The 23,807-nt window shown below is 37.1% G+C and carries 24 protein-coding genes; 9 read left to right on the top strand and 15 right to left on the bottom strand.

All coding sequences use genetic code 11. The features are described from left to right. Positions 1-33 precede the first annotated feature (33 nt). The 7 genes from rseP to rimO form a co-directional block, all read right to left on the bottom strand. Positions 34-1,389, bottom strand: a complete 1,356-nt coding sequence (gene rseP / locus CDA10_RS08085) for an RIP metalloprotease RseP (RefSeq protein ID WP_089605091.1) — start codon at positions 1,387-1,389, stop codon at positions 34-36. A gap of 2 nt (positions 1,390-1,391) precedes the next feature. After that, entirely contained in the window at positions 1,392-2,588 is a 1,197-nt protein-coding gene (gene ispC, locus CDA10_RS08080; protein ID WP_089605090.1) for a 1-deoxy-D-xylulose-5-phosphate reductoisomerase, read from the bottom strand. Then, positions 2,589-3,413, bottom strand: a complete 825-nt coding sequence (locus CDA10_RS08075) for a phosphatidate cytidylyltransferase (RefSeq protein ID WP_089605089.1) — start codon at positions 3,411-3,413, stop codon at positions 2,589-2,591. Continuing rightward, positions 3,413-4,165, bottom strand: a complete 753-nt coding sequence (uppS, locus tag CDA10_RS08070) for a polyprenyl diphosphate synthase (RefSeq protein ID WP_089605088.1) — start codon at positions 4,163-4,165, stop codon at positions 3,413-3,415. Before uppS ends, CDA10_RS08075 begins: the two co-directional genes overlap by 1 nt. A gap of 8 nt (positions 4,166-4,173) precedes the next feature. Beyond that, the gene (gene frr / locus CDA10_RS08065) at positions 4,174-4,728 is read right to left on the bottom strand and encodes a ribosome recycling factor (protein WP_089605087.1); all 555 of its coding nucleotides are present in this window, start codon (positions 4,726-4,728) and stop codon (positions 4,174-4,176) included. A gap of 79 nt (positions 4,729-4,807) precedes the next feature. Then, entirely contained in the window at positions 4,808-5,536 is a 729-nt protein-coding gene (pyrH, locus tag CDA10_RS08060) for a UMP kinase (protein ID WP_089605086.1), read from the bottom strand. 64 nt (positions 5,537-5,600) lie between these two features. Continuing rightward, positions 5,601-6,944: a 30S ribosomal protein S12 methylthiotransferase RimO gene (gene rimO, locus CDA10_RS08055; RefSeq protein ID WP_089605085.1), complete on the bottom strand. Its 1,344-nt coding sequence runs from the start codon at positions 6,942-6,944 to the stop codon at positions 5,601-5,603. 363 nt (positions 6,945-7,307) lie between these two features. Here rimO and glnL point away from each other — a divergent pair, with 363 nt between their 5' ends. From glnL to metK, 3 genes are all read left to right on the top strand, one after another. Further along, positions 7,308-8,414, top strand: coding sequence for a nitrogen regulation protein NR(II) (gene glnL / locus CDA10_RS08050; protein ID WP_089605084.1), 1,107 nt, complete (start codon positions 7,308-7,310; stop codon positions 8,412-8,414). Beyond that, positions 8,404-9,885: a nitrogen regulation protein NR(I) gene (gene glnG / locus CDA10_RS08045; RefSeq protein ID WP_089605083.1), complete on the top strand. Its 1,482-nt coding sequence runs from the start codon at positions 8,404-8,406 to the stop codon at positions 9,883-9,885. The genes glnL and glnG overlap by 11 nt, the downstream gene beginning before the upstream one ends. Before the next feature lie 541 nt (positions 9,886-10,426). Next, complete coding sequence (gene metK, locus CDA10_RS08040; RefSeq protein WP_089605082.1) at positions 10,427-11,593, top strand: methionine adenosyltransferase; 1,167 nt, start codon at positions 10,427-10,429, stop codon at positions 11,591-11,593. A 179-nt stretch (positions 11,594-11,772) separates the two neighbouring features. Here the strand turns inward: metK and CDA10_RS08035 are convergent, their stop codons facing one another. Continuing rightward, positions 11,773-12,021: a hypothetical protein gene (locus CDA10_RS08035; RefSeq protein WP_089605081.1), complete on the bottom strand. Its 249-nt coding sequence runs from the start codon at positions 12,019-12,021 to the stop codon at positions 11,773-11,775. Between the two features lie 291 nt (positions 12,022-12,312). Between CDA10_RS08035 and CDA10_RS08030 the strand changes: the two genes are divergently transcribed. Further along, positions 12,313-12,528, top strand: coding sequence for a hypothetical protein (locus CDA10_RS08030; protein WP_089605080.1), 216 nt, complete (start codon positions 12,313-12,315; stop codon positions 12,526-12,528). On the opposite strand, the gene CDA10_RS08025 is transcribed toward CDA10_RS08030, so the two are convergent. The 3 genes from CDA10_RS08025 to CDA10_RS08015 form a co-directional block, all read right to left on the bottom strand. Then, positions 12,525-13,154, bottom strand: coding sequence for a LysE family transporter (locus CDA10_RS08025; RefSeq protein ID WP_089605079.1), 630 nt, complete (start codon positions 13,152-13,154; stop codon positions 12,525-12,527). The genes CDA10_RS08030 and CDA10_RS08025 overlap by 4 nt on opposite strands. A 166-nt stretch (positions 13,155-13,320) precedes the next feature. Then, on the bottom strand, positions 13,321-13,902 hold the full coding sequence (locus CDA10_RS08020) for an FxsA family protein (protein ID WP_089605078.1): 582 nt from the start codon (positions 13,900-13,902) through the stop codon (positions 13,321-13,323). Positions 13,903-14,043: 141 nt separating this feature from the next. Then, positions 14,044-14,277, bottom strand: a complete 234-nt coding sequence (locus CDA10_RS08015) for a hypothetical protein (protein ID WP_228704603.1) — start codon at positions 14,275-14,277, stop codon at positions 14,044-14,046. Between the two features lie 253 nt (positions 14,278-14,530). Here CDA10_RS08015 and ruvC point away from each other — a divergent pair, with 253 nt between their 5' ends. Further along, complete coding sequence (ruvC, locus tag CDA10_RS08010) at positions 14,531-15,076, top strand: crossover junction endodeoxyribonuclease RuvC (protein ID WP_089605077.1); 546 nt, start codon at positions 14,531-14,533, stop codon at positions 15,074-15,076. Between the two features lie 59 nt (positions 15,077-15,135). Next, positions 15,136-16,233 (top strand): WG repeat-containing protein, encoded by a 1,098-nt coding sequence (locus CDA10_RS08005; protein WP_089605076.1) that lies wholly within the window; start codon positions 15,136-15,138, stop codon positions 16,231-16,233. Between the two features lie 214 nt (positions 16,234-16,447). Here the strand turns inward: CDA10_RS08005 and CDA10_RS08000 are convergent, their stop codons facing one another. The 3 genes from CDA10_RS08000 to CDA10_RS07990 form a co-directional block, all read right to left on the bottom strand. Further along, a complete protein-coding gene (locus CDA10_RS08000; RefSeq protein WP_089605075.1) occupies positions 16,448-16,786 on the bottom strand; it encodes a hypothetical protein in 339 nt (112 codons plus the stop codon). A 268-nt stretch (positions 16,787-17,054) separates the two neighbouring features. Beyond that, positions 17,055-17,165: an acylphosphatase gene (locus tag CDA10_RS17145; protein WP_323807403.1), complete on the bottom strand. Its 111-nt coding sequence runs from the start codon at positions 17,163-17,165 to the stop codon at positions 17,055-17,057. Between the two features lie 28 nt (positions 17,166-17,193). Next, entirely contained in the window at positions 17,194-18,705 is a 1,512-nt protein-coding gene (locus CDA10_RS07990; protein WP_089605074.1) for an NAD(P)H-hydrate dehydratase, read from the bottom strand. Between the two features lie 41 nt (positions 18,706-18,746). On the opposite strand from CDA10_RS07990, the gene queG reads away from it, so the two are divergent. Beyond that, a complete protein-coding gene (gene queG, locus CDA10_RS07985; RefSeq protein WP_089605073.1) occupies positions 18,747-19,847 on the top strand; it encodes a tRNA epoxyqueuosine(34) reductase QueG in 1,101 nt (366 codons plus the stop codon). Positions 19,848-20,146: 299 nt separating this feature from the next. After that, positions 20,147-21,136: a biotin synthase BioB gene (gene bioB / locus CDA10_RS07980; protein ID WP_089605072.1), complete on the top strand. Its 990-nt coding sequence runs from the start codon at positions 20,147-20,149 to the stop codon at positions 21,134-21,136. Positions 21,137-21,234: 98 nt separating this feature from the next. Here bioB and CDA10_RS07975 read toward each other — a convergent pair whose 3' ends face one another. Further along, a complete protein-coding gene (locus CDA10_RS07975; protein WP_089605071.1) occupies positions 21,235-21,447 on the bottom strand; it encodes a hypothetical protein in 213 nt (70 codons plus the stop codon). Positions 21,448-22,130: 683 nt separating this feature from the next. Here CDA10_RS07975 and CDA10_RS07970 point away from each other — a divergent pair. Continuing rightward, positions 22,131-23,759 (top strand): long-chain-fatty-acid--CoA ligase, encoded by a 1,629-nt coding sequence (locus tag CDA10_RS07970; RefSeq protein WP_089605070.1) that lies wholly within the window; start codon positions 22,131-22,133, stop codon positions 23,757-23,759. The last annotated feature ends 48 nt before the right edge of the window (positions 23,760-23,807 follow it).

Raw genomic sequence — 23,807 nt, 5'->3', positions numbered from 1 at the left:
TATTATTTTCCAGTAAGTTAATCCACTATTACGTTATAAACGCATAAAATCATTAAATATTGCTAGAAGCATCATGCTTCCAAGCAGTACCATACCAATTTTCAAGCCAACCAATTGTATTTGTTCAGAAACAGGTTTACCACGAATTGCTTCAATTATGTAATAAACCAAATGACCACCATCTAACATTGGTATTGGCAATAAATTTAGAATCCCTAAGCTCACACTCATGAGTGCCATGAATGAAATAAATGATTGCCAGCCCATTTCCGCTGTCTGACCAGCAACTTTAGCAATGGTAATTGGACCTGATAAATTATCTAAGCCAATTAAACCACGAACCATTTTCACTATCGAATTCAAGATCATTGCTGAAAGTTGACCTGTTTTTTCGACTGCAACACCCAACGCCTCAGCAGGATTATATTGAATTATTTGTTTATATTCAGCAGGAATTGTGAGTTTGTCAGTTTGAGCTTGTACACCCAACATTCCAGTCACGTTCCCCATATTATCCCGTTTACCCTGTGGCATAACCTGTAAATGTACAGTTTGCCCATCACGTAGCACATCTACATTCAGTAACTTTTCAGGTGATTTTTGTACCACATCCACCACATCAAACCAATCATTCATTTTGACTTGGTTGATGCTTAAAATTTTATCGCCTTCTTTCATCCCTTGTCGAATTGCCGCACCATCACTCGTCAACTTATAAACAGTAGCAGAAATATGTGGACGATAAGGAGTAAAGCCAAGCACATCAAATGGAGACTGACTTTGATCTTTTAAGAAACTTTGTATAGGTAACTCAAATGTTTTTAATTGACCATTTCGTTCAGCTTGTACAGCAATTGTGCCTGTTTCGCCAACACGATCAACTAAAGCATAATTTAGTTTTTCCCATGTATTGGTTTGAATACCATCTACAGCAACAATCTTATCGCCTTTCTGCATTTGTACTTGAGCAGCAGGTGTATTCGGTAAAACACTTCCTACACGAGTATTAAGTTGCTCTTGTGCGGGTAGGAATAAAATCCAAAACAAAAAAATTGCAAAAATTAAATTAATCAAAGGGCCAGCAGCAACAATCGCAATACGCTTCCATGGCGGTTGGCGATTAAAAGCATAGGGTACATCTTCTGCACTGACATTGCCTTCACGCTCATCCAACATTTTGACATAACCACCAAATGGTAATGCTGAAAGTTGATATTGAATTCCTGATTTTTTGGAGGTCCATTTTAGCAAAGTTGGTCCAAAACCAATTGAATAAACCAAAACCTTAACACCCAATTTACGGGCAACCCAGTAATGTCCAAATTCATGAATTGCAATCAAAGGGCCAAGCAAGAATATTGCTGCGACGATGATAAATAAAACACTCATGATCAGCTTTCCAATTGGGAGATACGTTTAGATGCAGCTTGACGTGCAAGTTGATCAATGTGCAAAATCGTTTCAATCGAATCTGCCGAACCATTTTGAACGTGATTAAGCGTATGTTCAACCACTTGAGGAATATCAAGAAACGAAATCTGCTGCTGCAAGAAAGATGCCACAGCAACTTCATTTGCAGCATTCAAAATAGCAGGAGCTAAACCTCCTGCTTGCATTGCCTGTCTTGCAAGCTTTAAAGCAGGAAAACGAAGCATATCTGGTGCTTGAAAATCAAGTTGCGAATGAACAAATAAATCTAAAGGAGGAACATGTGTTTCAATTCGCTCAGGCCACGCAAGTGCATGTGCAATTGGTGTACACATATCAGGATTACCCATTTGAGCCAAAGTTGAACCATCCACATACTGAACCATTGAATGAATAATACTTTGTGGATGCACAACAACTGTAACAAATTGTTCTTGAATTGAAAATAAATGACACGCTTCGATTAATTCTAAGCCTTTATTCATCAAAGTAGCTGAATCAACAGAGATTTTCTGCCCCATAGACCAATTTGGATGCTTACATGCCTGCACTGGTGTAACCGTTTGTAATTGTTCTAAGCTATGATTTAAAAATGGCCCACCCGATGCTGTTAACAAAACTTGTTTAACACCCTGTTTCGGCTGACCATTACTTTCTGTTTGTAGATAGTTTTGAGGAAGACATTGAAAAATAGCATTATGTTCTGAATCAACAGGTAATAACAATGCATGATTCGTTTTTGCTGCTTGAAGCATGATGTCTCCAGACATCACCAAAGCTTCTTTATTGGCAAGTAAAACCCGTTTACCTGCTTTCACTGCCGCCAAGGTTGGCAATAAGCCTGCTGCACCGACAATTGCAGCCATAACCACATCCACTTCAGGATGTTCTGAAACAGCGATCAGCCCTGCTTCATCAGTCAAAATTTCAATATCTGAAATATTTTGGGCATTTAAAAGTTGTTGTAATTCATCAACTTTATCAGAAGGTACGACAACACATTTTGGCTGATACTGTTTGCATATTTCACTCAGTTCTTGAATCCTGCTATGTCCAGAAATTGCAAAAACTGAATATTGCTCAGGATGCTGTTCTAAAACTTTTAAAGTACTGCGCCCGATTGAACCTGTAACACCCAATATACAAACAGATTGTGACATCTATAAATCTACACCAATAAGTTTTAAAACATACATACCCGCTGCAAAAATTGGAGCTGCAGCAAGTAATGAGTCAATACGGTCAAGCACCCCACCATGTCCTGGCAGAATACGTCCCGAGTCTTTAATGCCGGCACGACGTTTAATCATCGATTCGAAGAGATCGCCCAGCACAGAACTAAATACTGTGACTATAGACAATACAAGGAAAATAATATGTTGCGAGAGCGTTAAATGAAGGTAAACGGATTGCACAATGATAATAACGATTGCAACTGTAATGATTCCACCCACTAAACCTTCAATGGATTTATTTGGGCTTACATCAGGTGCTAATTTATGCTTACCAAATTTTCGTCCTACAAAATAAGCACCGCTATCAGCTCCCCATACCAACAAGAACAGATACATCAACCACCAAGGTGAATTTTTCCAAACTTCAAAAATTGCTGTAACGGCGGCACTAATCAAGACCAAGCCAACAATGTTTAAAGTGACATTATACCAACCATCATACTTAGGATAGTTTTTCACCCAATATAAGCTGCACAACCACGTTAAAATCGAAGCACTCCAAAGAATGAGTGCCAAATCATTAAAATATAATGCTAAGCAAGAAAATAATGCGGTTAAGATACCGAAACCAGCTGCTTTAATCTTATTCACATGGTCAGACTCATTTGGCATGAGTTTAAACCACTCATAACCTGCTGCTCCAGCTGCGATAATCATTAACACTAACATTGGATATTGTGAGCGTGTTGCAAACATACAGCTAAGCACAACTGCAACCAATACCAATGCGGTTATAATCCGCTCTAACATTATAAATTCTCTATATACTCTTGTTGAATTTGTTCAGAGGTTTTTCCAAAACGTCGTTCACGCCCAGAAAAAATATTGAACGCATGCGCTAACTCTTTCACTGTAAATTCAGGCCATAAAGTCTGAGTAAAATATAACTCAGCATATGCCGCCTGCCACAGTAGAAAGTTAGATAGTCGATAATCTCCACCTGTGCGGATAAGTAAATCCACAGGAGGCAGATCACCTAAACTTATTTGACGTGCAAATATTTCAGTATCAATTTGATTCACATCAATTTTATTATCTTTAACTTGTTGTGCCAATTGGCGAGCAGTATTTGCAATATCCCACATACCGCCATAGCTGATCGCAATGGTTAAAGTCATGTTACTGAACTTAGCAGTCCTTTGTTCAGCATGCAACATTAATTCACATAGCTCGGGAGAAAGCTGACTACGATCCCCAATAAATCTCAAAGATATTTCAAACTTTTCCATGCGTGGAATTTGCTCATGAATTGTTTCTTCTAACAACTTCATTAACAAATCAACCTCAAACTGAGGTCTATTCCAATTTTCACTTGAAAAAGCAAAAACAGTCAAAGCCTGAACATTTACCTTTCGGCAATATTCTACAATTGGGTCAAGGACATTCTTACCTTCACGGTGCCCATCACCCTTTTCTAGCTGTTTCTTTTTAGCAAAACGGTTGTTGCCATCCATGATGATGGCAACATGTTTTGGAAGATGAGTGTCTTCAGATGTGGTCATTGGAAATCTTAGACCTTCATCAATTCAGCTTCTTTTGCAGCAAGACGTTTTTCAACTTCAGCAACATATTTATCTGTGATTTTTTGGATTTCATCACTTGCACGGCGCTCATCATCTTCAGAAATTTCTTTTTCTTTCAACAATGCTTTAATGTCACCCAATACATCGCGACGAATGTTACGGATCGCAACTTTTGCATTTTCTGCTTCGTTACGCGCAACTTTTTGCATATCACGACGTGTTTCTTCAGTTAAAGCTGCCATAGGTACGCGAATCGCATCAGCAGTCACTGGGTTTAAACCCAAATCAGATTCACGAATCGCTTTATCAATTGCACCCACCATTGAACGTTCAAATGGTTGTACCAACAAAGTACGTGAGTCTTCTACACCTACGTTTGCCACTTGGTTCAACGGTACGTCAGAACCATAGTAAGGAACCATAACACCGTTTAGGATAGATGGATGCGCACGACCTGTACGAACCTTTGCAAAACCATGTTCCAACGAGTCAAGCGACTTGTTCATACGGTCTTCAGCATCTTTTTTAAGATCGTTAATCATATGATCTTCCTTACTTATTTATCTAAATGTATATAACTTAAAATTGCAATAGTATAAAGAGCTTTACAGTTCACGTACATTAGTTTGTAACGTGAGTGCCCTCTTTTTCGCCCATTACCACAGAAAGCAATGCGCCAGATTTATTCATATCGAATACTTGCAATGGAACATTGTGGTCACGACACAAGCAAATTGCTGTTAAATCCATAACCCCAAGCTTCTCATCTAATACTTCATCAAAGCTTAAGAAGTCATATTTTACAGCATCATCATATTTGCTTGGATCTTTATTATAAACACCATCTACTTTGGTTGCTTTTAAGATCAAATTCGCTTCAATTTCGATACCACGTAAGCACGCTGCTGTATCTGTTGTAAAGAATGGATTCCCTGTACCCGCAACGAATACACACACTTCACCTTGGGTTAAATGGCGAATTGCATCACGACTCGAATAAGACTCAACCACAGCGCCGATTGGAAGCGCAGACATCAAACGAGTTTTAATATTACGACGTACCAATGCATCACGTAATGCTAAACCATTCATCACTGTAGCAAGCATACCCATTTGGTCACCTGTTACACGACCAACTAAACCATCTTTTTGCAACTGACTACCACGATACAAGTTACCACCACCAACAACGATACCCACTTGTACACCTAACCCCACTAAGTGCGCAATTGATAACGACATTTGATCTAAGACTTGAGCGTCAATACCCATGTCTTTATTACCCGCAAGTGCTTCACCCGAAAGTTTCAGCAAAATACGTTCATAACGCGGTTTTTTAGAATCTAACATCACAAAACTCCAATACTTATATCTACAATTTTATTCGTATAAACCTAACTAAAATCTGAAATACTTAAACTGATTTAACTCGAATCAATTTTGCATACAGATCGTATTCATCTGCATCAGTAATTTCAACTTCTAGTAAATCACCTGCTTTAATCAGTGATTTATCAATATCTTCAACAAATACATTACCATCAATCTCAGGCGCATCTGCATAAGAACGTGCCACTGCAACTGGGAACTCATCTTCAAGATCATCCACCAGTACTGTCATAGTTTGACCGATACGTTTTTGCAATTTAGCTGCAGAGATCGCCTGCTGAACTTCCATGAAGCGTTCATAACGTTGTTGTTTAATGTCTTCATCTACATGATCTGGCAAATCATTTGCAGTCGCACCTTCAACTGGTGAGTAGGTAAAACATCCCACACGGTCAAGTTGTGCTTCTTGCAACCAATCTAACAACATTTGAAAATCTTCTTCAGTTTCGCCAGGGAAACCAACAACAAAGGTCGAACGAATCACTAAATCTGGACATTTCTCACGCCACAATTTCAAACGTTCTAAAGTATTTTCACTATGGGCTGGTCGCTTCATCAATTTTAAGATGCGCGGACTGGCGTGTTGAAAAGGAATATCTAAATATGGCAGGATTTTACCTTGTGCCATAAGATCAATCACAGCATCGACATGCGGATAAGGATAGACATAATGTAAACGAACCCAGATACCGAGCTGACCGAGTGCTTCACACATGTCATAAAACTTGGTTTTAACTGGCTGTCCATTCCAAAAATCTAACTTATACTTGGTATCTAAGCCATAAGCTGAAGTATCTTGAGAAATGACCAAGACTTCTTTTACACCTGCTTTTTTCAAAGCTTGTGCTTCATTTAAAACCGAACCGACAGGACGAGAAACCAAATCACCACGCATACTTGGAATAATGCAGAACGTACAACGATGGTTGCAACCTTCTGATATTTTCAAATAAGCATAATGTTTCGGGGTCAAGCGAATACCCTGTTCAGGAACAAGGTCTATAAAAGGATTGTGCTTTGGTGGCTCTGGAACGTACTGATGTACCGCTTCCATTACTTCTTGATATGCTGCTGCACCTGTCACTTTTAAGACATTTGGGTGCATCTTACGAATTTTGTCTTCATCTTTACCCAAACAGCCTGTGACAATCACACGACCATTTGCGCTCATGGCCTCGCCAATCGCATCTAAAGACTCTTGTACTGCAGATTCAATAAAACCACAGGTATTAACAACAACTAAATCAGCACCATCATAATCTGATGCTACATCATAACCCTCAGTTTTTAACTGAGTTAAAATTCGTTCAGAATCTACCAATGCCTTAGGACAACCTAAAGAAACAAAACCGACTTTGGGGGACTTCATGAATCTGCGCTCCACTAGAATGCGCGTATTGTATGTCTTTTCGAGAGATAAAAATAGTTGAAAACGATACTCTTTGCATCATGCACCAAAATAATACAAAAAAATTATTAAATTATTTAAATGCACCATTTTAAAACACCGATATGCTAACTTAATGGCTGTAATTACTTTCAGCGAACGATAAAGGGCGATTTCTGCGCAATTTTTATAATTCATGTAAGAAAACTGAGCAAATAATAAAAGTTGGCGTGTATTTTGCTATATATCAGCATTATTTATATCTATGAAATTTCCTTGGTAAGTTGGAAATATTCAGTGAGGTCAGATGCCATTGCACTATTTTAAGACAGGAACGCTTTGCTAATGGATCAATACCCAACCATTGATTATAGACTACTTGTGGATAATTTAACCACAGCAATCCTTTTGGTCGATTGCAATTTGAATGTTTTTTACCTGAATTCATCCTGTGAAGCACTGTTTGATATCAGTTTATTACGTGCTGAGGGTCAGCCTGTAATGAATCTACTGCATGCACCAAATGACAGCTTTAATACTTTTGAAGCTCTGAATAACACGCTTAAAACAGGTCAGGCTTACACTCGTCGTGAAGCGATCATTAATGTAAATTTTAAAGACAGCCATGTCGATTATTCTGTATCTCAACTCAACACTGGAAAGCCTTATCATCCCCTACTTTTAATTGAGCTCAATCCAATTGATCGTATGTTGAAAATTTCCAAAGAAGAAAATCTAATTCAACAACACCAAGTGGCTCGTCAGTTGATTCGCGGTGTGGCACATGAAATTAAAAATCCATTAGGCGGTATTCGTGGTGCAACACAACTACTTGCTCGCAGCTTGAATGATCCTCAGTATTCTGAATTTACCGACATCATTATCAGTGAAGTCGATCGCCTGAGAAACCTTGCCGACACCATGCTAGGTTCACGTCAACTACCAAGTTATGAACCTGTGAATGTCCACGAACCTTTGGAACGCGTTCGCTCACTTATTGTCAATCAAACCAAAAAGAAAATTAAGATTACACGTGATTACGACCTTTCTTTACCAGATGTAAAGGCTGATCGAGATCAACTCATTCAAGTCATGCTCAATATTAGTGTCAATGCAATTCAAGCCATGACTGAAAATAAAGAATTCTTCACTGAACATCAGCCTGAACTGATTTTGCGTACACGTATTCAACGGCTAGTGACTATAAATGGTGTGCTGAATAAATCTGCAATTCGCATTGATATTGAAGACAATGGCCCCGGTGTACCAGAAGAAATTTTAGAATCTGTATTTTACCCACTGGTTACAGGTCGCGCTAAAGGCACAGGTCTAGGTTTGAGTATCGCTCAAAATATCATGCATCAACATAACGGAATGATTGAATGTCAGTCAGTTCCAGAAAAAACAATATTTAGCTTATATTTACCTTGGGAGTCTAACCATGTCGCATAATAAAATCTGGGTTATCGATGATGATCGTGCAATGCGTTGGGTCTTGGAAAAGACTTTCAAAGAAGAAGGCTTTGATGTGACCAGCTTTGAGGAAGCACAGTCTGCACTAGATCAACTTCCAAGCAATGCGCCTGATGTAATCCTAACGGATATCCGTATGCCGGGTATCGATGGTTTGACCTTTTTAAGTAAGGTAAAAACCAATTACCCAGACTTACCTGTCATCATTATGACAGCACATTCTGATTTGGAATCTGCTGTTTCGAGTTATCAAACGGGAGCCTTTGAATACCTACCAAAGCCTTTTGATATTGATGAAGCTTTAGCATTGGTTAACCGTGCGATTTTACATATTAACAAATTACAACAACAAGAATCTGCAAAAGCAGCACCCATTCAATCGACTGAAATTATTGGTGAATCTCCTGCCATGCAGGAAGTATTCCGAGCAATTGGTCGTTTATCACAATCACATATTACTGTACTCATTAACGGTGAATCGGGTACTGGTAAAGAACTGGTTGCACATGCGCTGCATCGTCACTCACCACGTAGCAGTAAACCTTTTATTGCATTAAACATGGCAGCAATCCCTAAAGACTTGATCGAAACAGAATTATTCGGTCATGAAAAAGGCGCTTTTACGGGTGCAAACACACAACGTCAAGGTCGCTTTGAACAGGCCAATGGTGGCACACTATTTTTAGACGAAATTGGCGATATGCCATTTGAAACCCAAACACGCTTACTTCGTGTTTTGGCGGATGGTGAGTTTTATCGTGTTGGTGGACACATTCCTGTCCGTGTAGATGTACGTATTGTGGCAGCAACCCATCAAGATTTAGAAAAACTCGTGAATGATGGCCGCTTCCGTGAAGACTTATATCATCGACTGAACGTGATTCGTATCCATATTCCCAAACTTGCGCATCGTTCTGAAGATATTCCAATGCTTGCACAGCATTTCCTAGCACGTGCAGGCAAAGAACTTGGCGTGAGCCCGAAAATTCTACGTCCAGAAACACAAGAATATATCCAACAATTGCCTTGGCCGGGGAATGTGCGTCAGCTTGAAAACACTTGTCGTTGGTTAACGGTCATGATCACAGGTCGCGACGTTTACCCAGAAGACTTACCTGCTGAATTAAAGCAAATTCCAATTCAGAAGCCTGATGATTTAACTCAAATACCGTCTGGTGTGGATCGTATTACATTACACCATTGGGATGAATTATTGGGACAATGGGCAATTCAAAAGCTTAAAAATGGCGAAATGAAAATTTTAGACATTGCGACACCTATGTTTGAACGCACCTTAATCGTTGCGGCACTACAACAAACACGAGGTCGTAAACGTCATGCTGCTGAATTATTAGGTTGGGGGCGTAATACTCTAACTCGTAAACTCAAAGAATTAGGTATGGATTCTGCCGAGGATGATGAAGAGGAAGATAGGTCTGTAGCAAGTTAAAGACTGATCAATATCTTACAAAATAAACCATACAATGCTATTTCGCTTTGTATGGTTTTATTTTATAAGATTATTTACTGATACATAGATAGCAACATGCTTTTAGAATAAAAAAATACAAACTCAAATAAACTCCTAACATTGATGACTAGAGCAAGAACTCAATGCATTCCTAAAATTGTGAATACGATCACTTTTAAACCTCAAATTTCTACTTTTATAGTGCGCTAAAAAAAATTAAAAAACATGAATAAATTTCATGTTTAGATCGATATTCAATATCACAACAAGATTGATTGACACTTTAGCGCAACAAAACCGTTATCCATTTAAATTCCTGTGTTTTTACAAACTTAAAATTTAACTTAAACCCTAAAATAATCGGCTACTTTTTATCTTTATCATTTTTTTTGATGTCTATATGAGTAAAATTCCCAATTAAATGAAAGAAATTCACTCTTTTTGGTCAGGTTTAGCTAGTCCAAAAGTCCAAGTCGATGTAACATATCGCGTCTTTATAAATTACTGCGATAGGACTTTCATGCGCGAGTATGCTGTTTTTACTTCTGAATCTGTAAGCGAAGGTCATCCTGATAAAATGGCGGACCAAATCAGTGACGCTATTTTGGATGCAATCTTAAAAGAAGACCCTTTTGCACGGGTTGCTTGTGAAACATTAGTAAAAACTGGTGCGGTAGTCCTTGCAGGCGAAATTACAACAACTGCAAATATCGATTTCGAAACAGTTGTACGTCAAACTGTAAACGGTATTGGTTATCACCATACTGACTTAGGTTTTGATGGCTCAACTTGTGCTGTGATCAATATGGTTGGTAAGCAATCTCCAGAGATTGCTCAAGGTGTTGATCGTCAAAAGCCTGAAGACCAAGGTGCTGGTGACCAAGGTTTAATGTTCGGTTATGCAAGCCGTGAAACTGATGTGCTTATGCCAGCACCGATTTCATATGCTCACCGTTTAATGGAAAAGCAAGCTGAATTACGTCGTAATGGTAGCCTTCCGTGGTTGCGCCCAGATGCTAAAAGCCAAGTCACTTTTGCTTATGAAAATGGCAAACCTGTTCGTTTAGATGCTGTAGTACTTTCAACTCAACATGATCCTGAAATTTCTCAAACCAACTTAAAAGAAGCTGTGGTTGAGGAAATCGTTAAAAAGATCATTCCTGCTGAAATGTTCCATGCTGGTACGAAATTCCACATCAACCCAACAGGTATGTTTGTGATTGGCGGGCCTGTCGGTGACTGTGGTTTAACAGGTCGTAAAATTATTGTCGATACATACGGTGGTATGGCACGTCATGGTGGTGGAGCTTTCTCTGGTAAAGATCCATCTAAAGTTGACCGCTCTGCTGCTTATGCAGGTCGTTATGTGGCAAAAAATATTGTTGCTGCTGGACTTGCTGATAAATGTGAAATCCAAGTGTCTTATGCAATTGGTGTTGCTGAGCCAACCTCTATTTCGATCAATACATTTAATACGGGTAAAGTGTCTGATGAATTAATCATCCAATTGGTTCGTGAGCATTTTGACTTACGTCCATATGGCATTACGCGTATGCTTGACCTTATTCAACCAATGTATAAGCAAACTGCTGCTTATGGACACTTTGGCCGTGAAGGTTCAGATAATGCATTTACTTGGGAAAAAACAGATAAAGTTGAAGCACTTAAAGCTTCTGCCAACCTGTAATTTTTACAAATACATTGCAAACAAAAAGCTCGCTTAAGCGAGCTTTTTGTTTTTAGTTAAATGATTTTTTACTTTTAGACTATTTAAACAACCTTAATGGTTTTTACAGTACTTTCTCAAAGCATAAAAAATGCATCATCTTTGCTAAAAAGCCAAAGAAGTGACTATTTTCAAAATAATCAACGATTGGATTTAGAATCTTGCTGTAACACTTCTAACAATGAAATTTGAACAGGTGCTTCAACTTGATGATTTTTAATAAAAATATGCCCTATTTTAAAACTGATCGCAACAATCAAGCACGCTAGAATACAGAAAATCCATGCAGCGTAAGGGCTTCTAATATGTTGTGAGCCACATTTTGGGCAAACCTTATCAGTAGAAGCGACGACCTCATCGCAACAAGCGCAGTGATATTGTAAGATCATAAAAACTCTCCTTTCTATAAGACCTATTATTGTTTTTCTTTGTTACATTACGATTATATCCGTTAACGTAATGTAACTTTTAAACCCTATTATTAGTTTACATGATCAAACCATTTAAACAAGCCTTATTTTTAAATACGACAATAAACCATAAAATTGTATATTTAACATGTATTTAAATTAATCAAAAATTAAATAATTTAAAAGTTAATTCATTTATCTTCAACGTTCTTTTAAACAAAAATTCACGTTATAATTTATATAATCTTAAATTGATTTTTGGAGTTTATTTTGGTAAAGCTTATTAAAAAAGGCGGTCTACGAGAACGCGCCAATCGTAGTCAAAAATATTCCCATTCTGAAAACAACATTACGACTTTAGATCCGTATCGTTATGCAATAACAGAGCATCCGCAGGTTGAGAATGCTCAAGCTCAGATTGAGGAAACAGTTGCTCAAATAGATTTAAACCATGGAAACATTGAAATCAAAAGCTCAAAAGATTAAAACATTTTGAAAACATCAACCCATAAAAACACAGCAAAAAGTAAGAAAAAGCTTCCCGACACAATGTCGATATAACTTCCTGATTTTTGATAAAGTATTTTAATTTTTGGAACAGACATGATCATCATTAGAAAACTAAATACCAAAAAAGTTTGAATAGGAATAATCACTGCTAATTGTGGTTTTATATTCATTCCTTCAGCAGAACTCAATGCCAATGAAAAGACACTACTGAAATAAATCACAATTTTGGGATTGGCAAGATTGGTCAATAATCCCAATAAAAAATAATTCTTGGGTTGTTGCTCTATGACTCCATCTAAATTTGTATTTTGTTTTAGATGATTAATCCCACCTTTCAACATGGCATAACCCATTTTCGCAAGGAAAAACCCACCAATGAGCATCAACACTTGCTGTACCCACGGCCATTGCTCCAATAAAACGGTAAAACCCAACAATGTCAGCGTTACCCATATCACAACGCCAACAGAGATCCCTAAAATGATCTTTAAGGTATTGATTCGTGTAGTTGAGGCAGCACTTTTTGCAACAAGAAGAACATCAGGCCCGGGACTAAGTTGAGCAACAAAATGTAGTGCACAAATGGTCAATAATATCGACATAATTAAAACTTACATATTTTCTGCTCTATATCGTTGTGATTATACCAACTGATCAACAGCTTGATCATCATCACTTAATGAATTATCTAGAAGTTTCTCAGAATTTATTTCCATAAAAAAAGCTGAGTCTTTCGACCCAGCTTCATTTAAATTGATTAATCTGTAATTATTTTTGGTTTACATCTTTAAGCTCAATTTGCTTACGCTCAGGCTCAACTTCATGCGCTTCACCATCAATAATGGTTGAATTTCGAGAATGTCCACCAGATTGTTGATTTTGCATGTCTTGCATTTGACGCATTAAATCTGCAAATGGGTTTTGACCTTGAGCTCCGCCCATGTCTCCCATATTGCCCATCATGCCACCCATCATATTATTCATCATGGCTTGTTGCTTTTTCGCCATGAATTTCATGCCAGCATTTTGAATCATTTTTTGTACGGGTGGTAGAAGAACCAACAATGCCAAGACATCTGTAATTAAACCCGGAATCATTAACAGAATACCTGCAAATGCAAACGCCATCTTTTTAGTCACAGATGCATCTGCACCCATTTGCCCTGTCATTTGCATTTGTTGTAACTGTGGCATTATCGTTGCTGTACTCGAACGTACGATGCTCATACCAATCACAAAAGCAATGATGAACCAAAAAAACACATACCAGCCACTGATGAATTGAGCAACGCCAATCCAAACAAGGATCTCTAATATGATACCGATTAAAATAATGGGAAATAATTTCATTAAGAAAAATTCATCTCTAAGATAAAAATAATTTTCACTAAAAATCTTCCAAATTTATAAGAAAATTCTTAGCTTTTAATATTTATAGGGGCATTTAAAAAATTTTAAAGGGCAAACCTGAAGTTAAACGTAGATTTATCTTTATTTTTGCCACTCAAGATCAGAAGTCTTATAAAAAAGATAAATTGCAATTACAGTTCCAATCGGAAAGAAAAACAAGAAGATAAGTGCAATAAACCGTGAGGTATTACGTCCTTTAGTTGTACCCTGCGCGGACTCATGTGCTGCAACATAATGTAAATAAAACATCCAACCCAATATAGCGACTAGGATAAGATAAGCTGATAATGCATCTAAATCGAATTTACTGAGCATTCCTATACCAAGAAAAATCAAACCTAAAAGATAAAGCATCAAAATCACACGGTGAACCCAATAAACCTGGTTATTTTTAACCACTTGTTTTCGGTTAAACCTTGTTAAATCCAAATTTTTAAATACCACACTACCCTCTAACCCACTATATTCATTGATATTTGTTTAATGATAGTACAACAGTTTGAAAATTATACTTACATTTCTTCTGTGTAATCATATAATTGAAATACTATCGCTAATCAGCAACATTATGTCTTTAATTATTGGAATTGACCCCGGCTCTCGTTTAACTGGATATGGCATCATTAAAAAAGACGGTCAAAAATTATCTTTTGTCGATGCAGGAACGATTCGAACTGAAACGACGGAAATGCCTGAACGTCTTAAACGAATTTTTGCTGGTGTAGATCGTATTGTCAAATTTCATGGCCCAACTGAGGCAGCGGTTGAACAAGTTTTTATGGCGCAAAATCCTGATTCTGCTTTAAAACTGGGTCAAGCTCGTGGCGCTGCTATAGCTGCTTTAGTGAATTTAGATTTACAAGTTGCAGAATATACTGCCCGTCAAATTAAACAGTCTGTGGTGGGTTATGGAGCAGCAGATAAAGAACAAGTACAAATGATGGTGATGAAATTACTCAATCTTTCAATCAAACCACAATCCGATGCAGCAGATGCTTTGGCTGCTGCAATTTGCCATGCACATGCTTCGGGCAGTATGAGTAAACTTGCTGTACTCAATGCTTTAGGTGGTATGGCACGTGGACGAAGTCGCAACAGCAGTAGAAGGCGTTAAAGCTTTTAATCAAAATTATGTTAAGCTATTGCTATATTTGATTTAAATTATATAAAAAGATGTCTCACAGAATAAACTTATATGCTTACAACCAAACACCCCCCCAATTAATTTCACGTATTGGAGAGTGGAAATATGAGATCCCTCTTCTACTTTTTCCTCTTCTACAAAATCCTATTGTCGATGGACATTTAATCTATTTAGACATTGCAGCAGGTTTTCCTAAACTGCAAAAATTTTATGATTTTATAGAAAATATTCTGCAATTACAGCAACATGAAAATTTTCAAATCAACCGTCATCGCATATTAAGCTATTTAAGTAGCCTTGAAGGAAAAGTATTTTATTTAGATGCCGCAGATGTTTTTGATCTTAATGAAAATTCTTATGTTAGACAAGCTGCCGATTTAGCAGAAGAAATTATTGAAATACAGTCTCTATTTGATCAAAGTATGCAAATTCAATCTTTAGTGCTTTTAAATGACTTATTAACTGAACAGTCATTCAACACATGGCTAGACATGCTTGAACATGGGTATGTTCAATATGGATGGAAATTATTTGAAATAGGACAAGTTAATCATTCAGAAGCACATATATTTAAAGACAATAACAAATATGGACTAAAAGATTATCAAAATAAAATCATTGTTGAAGCAATTTATGATTATATTTATTGGTTTAGTGAGCATGGCCACAGTATTTTAATCAATAATGAAAAGTATGGAATCATTAACACTATTGGCGAAATTATTATTCCAACTGAATGGGATTATATTGAACAATTGGATGATAAAAACTATCACCGCTTCATTGCTGTAAAGAATTCTGCAGTAGGCTTAATCTATCTACAGAGCAACACCGAAATCTTACCTACCATTTACTCAAAGGTTGAATGTTTTCCTAACGGTTATGTTCAAGTTTTAAAAGATCAAAAATACACGGTATTAGATCGATCATTAAACGTTATTTTCGGAAATTCTGAGCTTCCTTTTCAATACTATCAATATGATTTTTTATACGTTTTAAAAGAAAAATCACCTCGAGCAGAATTTTATTCAGGCCAGGGACACGCTTTAGGGTTACTTTATCCGAATTATTTAAGAGTTTTAAGCCATGATTTAATTCTAATTAAACCCATTAAAAAAATATTTTAGACTACTCAATAATTTAGGTCAGTATCTTTATACTGATATTCAAAAAGTTTCACATTTAGAAGACCAACAACAGTTTGCCTTTCAAAGAGAAAATAAATGGTATCTATTTGATATCCGCAATCAAAAAGTATTGAGAGAATTGGCAGATATCAAACCATAATATTTCCCAGAATTTTTTCCAATAATAGAACCACTCAACTTCAGCTTAAATTATTCAAAGATAATTGGCGGTGTCTTTTCGAATCTCACGAATACTCGGTTGTTTTGCATAAGTTGCGATGAGCATCTTACCCGAATTACGCAAATTCTTCTTTTGTTCAGGATCTATTCGAATCAAAACCAATTCTTCAGGGATACGCGGATTACCACCTTCTCGGCAAATAATCAGATTTTGATTTCTTTCCATAATTGTATAACTTGGAAATTCCTTTTGTAATTTTTCCTTAAATGACAAAGATTTATCTTCTTTTTTACGGCCATCAAGTTGCGTATAAATAATCAGCAAAATACACGCTACAAAAACAATTCCTACTATCAAATACTTATCAATCATTTTATTTCACTCGAATATATTTTTGCTGTTGCTCATTGTAATGATAAACATGGATTTCATTGATTGGGATAATTTTAGCAATATATTCAACATCGTTTTAAAATAAATCACGAATCATTTTAAAATCATTAAAACTCGAGTCAACTTCTATTTCAACCTGTTGAATATTTTCAACTTGGGCATGTAAAGGGCCGATATAACTATGATGAATGATGGCTAAAATAGCTTGCTGTTCACCGATAATGACAGCTTCAACCTCTCCTGTTACTCAGTTTCTTACATAACCCTTTAGATTGAGTTGAATCGCCTCTTTCTCAAACCAACGACGATAGCCTACACCTTGCACTCTGCCTTTAATAATGAGCCTAACAGCTTTCATATCATGCTACCCTTTACCCTCTAAATTGTTATGTATTGGCATGATTGACAACATAATAAACAGCCTCTGACATGTGCTGTGCCTGTAAACCGCGCTGACCTTGTTGTGCAAGATAATCTCCTGCTAATGCATGCAAGGTCACAATTTCATGCAAAGCAATTTTCTCAGCAAATTGTGCTTTTAAACTAGCAATCATTCCTGCAAGAACATCACCCATACCACCTGTTCCCATTCCTGCATTCCCAGCAGTACAAATCCATAACCGATCATCAAGGATCAAACTACCTGCACCTTTGAGTACCCATTGTCCTGAATATTTGTTTTGCAATTCGTAAATGGATTGAATCCGATCATTTTCAATATCTTTCACACTACAATTCAATAATTTAGCCGCTTCACCTGGATGCGGTGTTAGATAAGTATTCGATCTTAATGCAATCGCATGTTCAGCTAAAAACCACAATGCATCTGCATCCAATACCACTTGTAAATGTGTGGCTAAATTAATTTGAGGAAGCCATCTTAAAAACTGTTGTTCTGCCCAATCATCACGCCCTAAGCCCATTCCCAAACTTACAGCATCGACTTGATTGAGCAAAGTTTGAATATCGTTCTGAGAGAGAGCATTGATATCACGCAACATAATATTCGGTGAACGTGCCAAAATTGCAGTGTGATGTTTTTCATGGCAAACAATTGTCACTTTGCCTGCGCCTGCACTAAAAGCAGATTCTGCCGCCATCATCACTGCACCACCCATTTCCGCATGCCCTCCAATCACCAAGACATGACCATAACTTCCTTTATGCCCAAAGGCTTGACGCTGTGGTAATTGAATCTGATTCGATGACAATTGTGCAATTGGTTTTAGTTCTATATCGGTCGGAATAACAGAAATCACTTCAATTTGACCTGAATATTCCTTCGCTTGTCCAGTAAACAGCCCTGCTTTTAAACCCAAAACCGTGTAAGTTCGGTCTGCTTTAATTGCAATGGGCAAAGGTTGACCTGTATTGGCATTTAAACCACTTGGAATATCTATGGCGACTTTCAAACCCGTTTGAGCATTAAACGATTGAATAATTTCTTGCCAAAACTGATCTAAATTTCGGTTCAGACCGATTCCAAATAAAGCATCAATATGACAATCAAATTGTGTCATAATCAAATGATTGAATTCGGATTTATGCTGAGTGTTTTGATTGAGAATTTGATGAATCGACAATTGATGCTGTTTTGCAATGTCAACAGCTAAGTTTAAATCTCTAGATTCGCCCAGCTGAGTTGCAAAAATTTCAACCTGATAACCAAATTGTTGTAAATAACTGGCAATACAATAACCATCACCTGCGTTATTTCCCGCACCACACCATACCGCTATTTTTCTAATTTTAGATTCAGAATGCTTAAACAAATGGTCGAGACGTTGTGCAATTGACCACGCCACCTGTTGCATCAAACCAAAAGTGCTATTTTGCTGAGCAAACCAACGACGTTCCCATGCTTGTATTTCTTGGCTGTGATAAACTTGTTGATACATCATCTTGCCCTTTTTACTATTTTTAGTACATTGATTTTACTATGTCAGCAACTTCTTCTTCACCACACATCCCTTTGCAACAGATTGATTCACAGGAATTAAAACTTTGGATCAAGCAACAAGCTTTGCAATTAGGTTTTGCTGATTGTGTCATCGCTCGTCCTGATGCTCAAGCTGAATTAGCTCGATTTAAAGAATATTTAAAACGTGGCTATCATGGAGATATGAAGTTTCTTGAAGAAAATTTAGAAAAAAGAGCCGATCCAACACTTTTAGTTCCAGGCACCAAAAGTATTATCTGTGTGCGAATGAATTATTTAGTTGAAACACCCAAACCACGCTATGTACCCGATGAACCGAATGCTGCAATTATTGCACGCTACGCACGTGGCCGTGATTATCACAAAGTCATGCGTGGTCGTTTAAAGACATTAGCCAGCAAGATTAAAGAAAAAGTAGGCGAATTTGAGTCTCGTCCATTTGCAGATTCCGCACCTATTTTCGAAAAGTCTTTAGCTGAAAATGCAGGAATGGGCTGGACGGGAAAACATACCTTACTCATTCACAAAACGTCAGGTTCTTTCTTTGTATTGGGTGAATTATTTACATCTTTAGACCTACCTTTTGATGAACCCACAACCCAACATTGCGGATCTTGCACAGCATGTATTGATATTTGCCCAACTCAGGCAATTGTTGAGCCCTACATGTTAGATGCACGTAAATGTATTGCCTATTTAACCATTGAATATAAAGGTATCATTCCTGAAGAGTTAAGACGCGGTATTGGTAATCGAGTTTTTGGCTGTGATGATTGTCAGCTCATTTGCCCTTGGAATAGTTTCGCTAAAAAAGCCACGATTGAAGATTTCAATCCTAGACATGGCTTAGACCAAATGACGCTATTGGACTTATGGCACTGGGATGAAGCAACTTTTTTGACTTGTACCGAAGGTAGTCCAATACGGCGTACAGGTTATCAAAGCTTTATGCGAAATATCGCAATTGGTCTAGGAAATGCTCCTTTTTCAGCACAAACTTTGCAAGCATTGCAACAAAATAAAAAACTACATGATGAAGTTGTGCAAGTCCATATTGACTGGGCTATTGCAGAACAACTGCGTAAACAACTGGAAAATTAAGCTTGTTATTTTGATTATTTCAACTCAGACTTGGATTTTCAGATGCTTGCAAAATTCTTATTTTTTCGACCTTTTAATCGCAAATACAAAGAATTTTTTAACTTACTGAATAGCAATTTTGTAAGTAATTCACAGGAAAACTGTTTAACATTGCAACTATATCTATAATTTCTGTTTTCTATTTTATTGATATTTTTAATCGTAAGATACCATCATATTTGGACTTTTTTGCCCTTTGGAATTGACACGAATTCTGTATGATAAGCACTATTAAATAATGATTATCACGGATTAGAGCAATGACAGTACGTAATGACTGGACTCGTGAAGAAATTCAAGCTTTATACGATCAACCTTTTCTTGATTTAGTCTTTAAAGCACAACAAACGTATCGTGAACATTTTGACGCGAATACGATTCAAGTCAGCACTTTACTTTCAATCAAAACAGGTAAATGCCCAGAAGATTGTAAATACTGTTCTCAGTCAGCACGTTATGATTCAAAACTTGAAGCTGAAAAACGTATTGCTGTTGAAAAAGTCATCAGCGAAGCCAAAGAAGCACTTGAATCAGGTTCTTCACGTTTTTGTATGGGTGCTGCATGGCGCAATCCACATGAACGTGATATGCCCTACGTGATTGAAATGGTGCGTGAAGTAAAAGCACTAGGTTTAGAAACCTGTATGACTTTAGGCATGCTGAATGAATCACAAGCTGAACGTTTACATGAAGCAGGTTTAGACTATTACAATCATAACTTAGATACTTCTCGTGAATATTATTCACATATTATCAGTACACGTACTTTTGATGATCGCTTAAATACCTTGGATCATGTGCGTAATGCCGGTATGAAAGTTTGTAGTGGTGGTATTGTTGGTTTAGGTGAAAGCCGTAAAGATCGTATTGGTCTACTGCATGAATTGGCAACTTTGGCCATTCATCCTGAGTCAGTACCAATCAACATGCTCGTTCCTATTGAAGGTACACCATTGGCCGATGTTGAAAAACTTGATGTTACTGAATGGATTCGCACCATTGCAGTAGCTCGTATTATCATGCCTAAAAGCTACATTCGCCTTTCAGCTGGACGTGAATCACTGTCAGATTCTGACCAAGCGCTGGCGTTTATGGCGGGTGCAAACTCGCTGTTTAGTGGTGAGAAGTTGCTTACCACACCAAATGCGGGTGAAGGCAAAGACAAACAATTGTTCAGCAAATTAGGACTAAAAGTAGAAAAAGCCAAACCGACTATTTCTGAACTGACCATTGATGCAATGGCAAGCTAGTACTTAAAAAGCAATCCCTTTTCAATGAAAAGGGATTGCTATGCATTAGTTTATGTTACAAATAACGATTTTAAAATTAAAATACGCTCAAAATAAAACTATAAAGACGTGACTAAAATCCCATACTTCGACGTTAAATACATACCCTGACGGATAATATCCGTCCCATTGGCATGATGTACTTTTAATTCTTGAGAAATCGCATCATATTGAAAAGCATCGAAACAATCTTGGTGCTGACACAGCCAATTTAAAGTATCGGCAATATGTTCATCTACAATATACGTTTCTGCGAGAAAATCTTTAGCCATGGCAATAAAAACAAACAGTAAGAATGTCGTTATTGTATATGAAATAAATTTCTGGTTAAAAGTAAGGACATTAAAAGCTTAAGAATATTGAAAATTAAAATATGATGTTCTAAAAATTAAAATGCCATCATATGTATATCAAATATGATGGCATCGTTATTTAAGTAGACTTGTTACACAATCAATTTACATGTAGAAGAAATTAATGATGTGCTCCACATTTACGGCATTCCTTAACAACAAAGTTCTGCCCAATTTCATATTCATAACTATGAATGCATAATAACTTTCTGATTTTACTTAACATTCCTTAACTCCCTTAATATTCCTACTTGTTTTATTTCTTCCTGAAAACTTTGAAGAAAGCCTAATTAGACTTTTAAATATAATTATCACATTTTTTCATAAGTTGAAATATATTTTCTTACATCTTTAGTCGTAGATAAATTGAGTTGCTCATAAAAGAATTTTTAACATCGATTTTCAAATCGTGATAATTTCTTAAATTATTGGTTTTATTGCTGAAAATTATTTATTTTTGTCATAAAAATTGTAAGTTTTAATCTTGATTTAATCCAACTTTTATATAGGATGAAATGATAGCTTTTTCTATTAACAATCTTTTCAACTAGAAAGCTTTAACACAATTTAAATGTATCCATAAGATTATAAAGGAATTTTCTATGCAAGGAAGAATGATGCAACAACCACTCCTGATCAGTAGCATAATTGAACATGCTGCTCGTTATCATGGAGATACTGCCATTATTTCTAAAAATACTGATGGTACGATTACGAAAACAGATTGGACACATATCACAGAAAATTCTAAACGTTTTGCCAATGCTTTACAGTCTCTTGGTCTTACACAAGGCGATCGTGTTGCAACAATCGCATGGAACAATCATCGACATTTAGAATCATGGTATGCCATTTCAGGCAGTGGATTAATTTGCCACACCATTAACCCTCGTCTATTTCCAGAACAGCTTGTTTTTATTATCAATGATGCACAAGATCGTGTTGTATTATTTGATAAAACATTTCTACCTTTAATTCGTGCTGTGAAAGCACACACACCTACGGTTGAACATTTCGTCTACCTCGGTGCTTTCGATCAAGAAATTGCAGATGCAGTCCCTGATGTCAAATTCTACGATGTGTTGATTGCAGAACATTCTGTGCAATATGAATGGCCAACTTTAGAAGAAAATACAGCAAGTTCACTGTGTTATACCTCAGGTACAACAGGTAATCCTAAAGGTGCTTTATACAGTCATCGCTCAACAGTGTTGCATACTTATGCAATTTGCTTACCAGACTCCTTAAATTTATCTGCCAATGACATCATGCTTCCAGTCGTTCCAATGTTCCATGTCAATGCATGGGGAACGCCTTATGCAGCGGCAATGGTGGGTTGTACCTTCGTTCTTCCTGGCCCAGGTTTAGATGGCGCAAGCTTGGTGCAAATGATTGATGAATATAAAGTCAGTATTGCACTTGGCGTACCTACAATTTGGCAAGGTTTACTTGCAGCTGCAAAGCAAACGGGAAGCGCGTTAGAAAGTCTAAAACGTAATGTCGTTGGTGGATCTGCTTGCCCACCTGCAATGATGAAAGCATTTAGAGATGTCTATCATTGTGAAACCATCCATGCTTGGGGCATGACGGAAATGAGCCCTTTAGGCACAGGTAATCAACTCAAGGCAAAACATCAACAGCTTTCAGCAGAAGAACAATTTAAAATCCGCCTGTCGCAAGGTCGTCCACCTTTCGGCGTAGATTTACGTATTACTGATGAAGAAAATGGTATACATGAAGTCAGCCGTGATGGTCATACTACGGGCAACTTACAAGTTAAAGGCCATTGGATCATTGAGTCTTATTATGGAAAAACAGATAACGCACTAACATCCGATGGCTGGTTTGATACAGGTGATATTGCTTCGATTAATGAAGATGGTTATTTATTATTAAGCGATCGAGCTAAAGATTTAATTAAATCAGGTGGTGAATGGATTTCTTCAGTTGAGCTGGAAAATATTGCCATGAATCACCCTGAAATTGCGATGGCAGCGGTGATTGCCGCCGATCACCCTAAATGGGATGAACGCCCTATTGTGATTGCCATCAAACAACAAGGTGCTGCAATTACAGAACAAGGATTATTAGACTACTATACTGATAAAATTGCCAAATGGCAGATTCCAGATAAAGTCATTTTTGTAGAATCTATTCCTTTGACCGGTACAGGAAAAATGTTGAAACGTGATCTACGTGAACAATATGGAAAAGTGTTATTAACTGATTAAGTTGATCATTTAAATTCCTAAAAAAAGCCTTTTAATTCAAAACTAAAA

This window comes from Acinetobacter piscicola (assembly GCF_002233755.1).
In the GTDB taxonomy this organism is placed as follows: domain Bacteria; phylum Pseudomonadota; class Gammaproteobacteria; order Pseudomonadales; family Moraxellaceae; genus Acinetobacter; species Acinetobacter piscicola.
Note: the sequence above shows the minus strand (reverse complement) of the source record. Positions and strands in the feature narration are given on the sequence as shown.

Coding starts and splice junctions, on each gene's coding strand:
- CDA10_RS08000 (WP_089605075.1), bottom strand. CDS start 16,786: ATGATTGATAAGTATTTGATAGTAGGAATTGTTTTTGTAGCGTGTATT.
- CDA10_RS07975 (WP_089605071.1), bottom strand. CDS start 21,447: ATGGCTAAAGATTTTCTCGCAGAAACGTATATTGTAGATGAACATATT.
- CDA10_RS08015 (WP_228704603.1), bottom strand. CDS start 14,277: ATGCTCAGTAAATTCGATTTAGATGCATTATCAGCTTATCTTATCCTA.
- CDA10_RS08075 (WP_089605089.1), bottom strand. CDS start 3,413: ATGTTAGAGCGGATTATAACCGCATTGGTATTGGTTGCAGTTGTGCTT.
- CDA10_RS08005 (WP_089605076.1), top strand. CDS start 15,136: ATGTCTCACAGAATAAACTTATATGCTTACAACCAAACACCCCCCCAA.
- rseP (WP_089605091.1), bottom strand. CDS start 1,389: ATGAGTGTTTTATTTATCATCGTCGCAGCAATATTCTTGCTTGGCCCT.
- CDA10_RS08020 (WP_089605078.1), bottom strand. CDS start 13,902: ATGAAATTATTTCCCATTATTTTAATCGGTATCATATTAGAGATCCTT.
- bioB (WP_089605072.1), top strand. CDS start 20,147: ATGACAGTACGTAATGACTGGACTCGTGAAGAAATTCAAGCTTTATAC.
- ruvC (WP_089605077.1), top strand. CDS start 14,531: ATGTCTTTAATTATTGGAATTGACCCCGGCTCTCGTTTAACTGGATAT.
- uppS (WP_089605088.1), bottom strand. CDS start 4,165: ATGACCACATCTGAAGACACTCATCTTCCAAAACATGTTGCCATCATC.
- metK (WP_089605082.1), top strand. CDS start 10,427: ATGCGCGAGTATGCTGTTTTTACTTCTGAATCTGTAAGCGAAGGTCAT.
- glnG (WP_089605083.1), top strand. CDS start 8,404: ATGTCGCATAATAAAATCTGGGTTATCGATGATGATCGTGCAATGCGT.
- glnL (WP_089605084.1), top strand. CDS start 7,308: ATGGATCAATACCCAACCATTGATTATAGACTACTTGTGGATAATTTA.
- frr (WP_089605087.1), bottom strand. CDS start 4,728: ATGATTAACGATCTTAAAAAAGATGCTGAAGACCGTATGAACAAGTCG.
- CDA10_RS17145 (WP_323807403.1), bottom strand. CDS start 17,165: ATGAAAGCTGTTAGGCTCATTATTAAAGGCAGAGTGCAAGGTGTAGGC.
- ispC (WP_089605090.1), bottom strand. CDS start 2,588: ATGTCACAATCTGTTTGTATATTGGGTGTTACAGGTTCAATCGGGCGC.
- rimO (WP_089605085.1), bottom strand. CDS start 6,944: ATGAAGTCCCCCAAAGTCGGTTTTGTTTCTTTAGGTTGTCCTAAGGCA.
- queG (WP_089605073.1), top strand. CDS start 18,747: ATGTCAGCAACTTCTTCTTCACCACACATCCCTTTGCAACAGATTGAT.
- CDA10_RS07990 (WP_089605074.1), bottom strand. CDS start 18,705: ATGTATCAACAAGTTTATCACAGCCAAGAAATACAAGCATGGGAACGT.
- CDA10_RS08025 (WP_089605079.1), bottom strand. CDS start 13,154: ATGTCGATATTATTGACCATTTGTGCACTACATTTTGTTGCTCAACTT.
- CDA10_RS07970 (WP_089605070.1), top strand. CDS start 22,131: ATGCAAGGAAGAATGATGCAACAACCACTCCTGATCAGTAGCATAATT.
- CDA10_RS08035 (WP_089605081.1), bottom strand. CDS start 12,021: ATGATCTTACAATATCACTGCGCTTGTTGCGATGAGGTCGTCGCTTCT.
- pyrH (WP_089605086.1), bottom strand. CDS start 5,536: ATGTTAGATTCTAAAAAACCGCGTTATGAACGTATTTTGCTGAAACTT.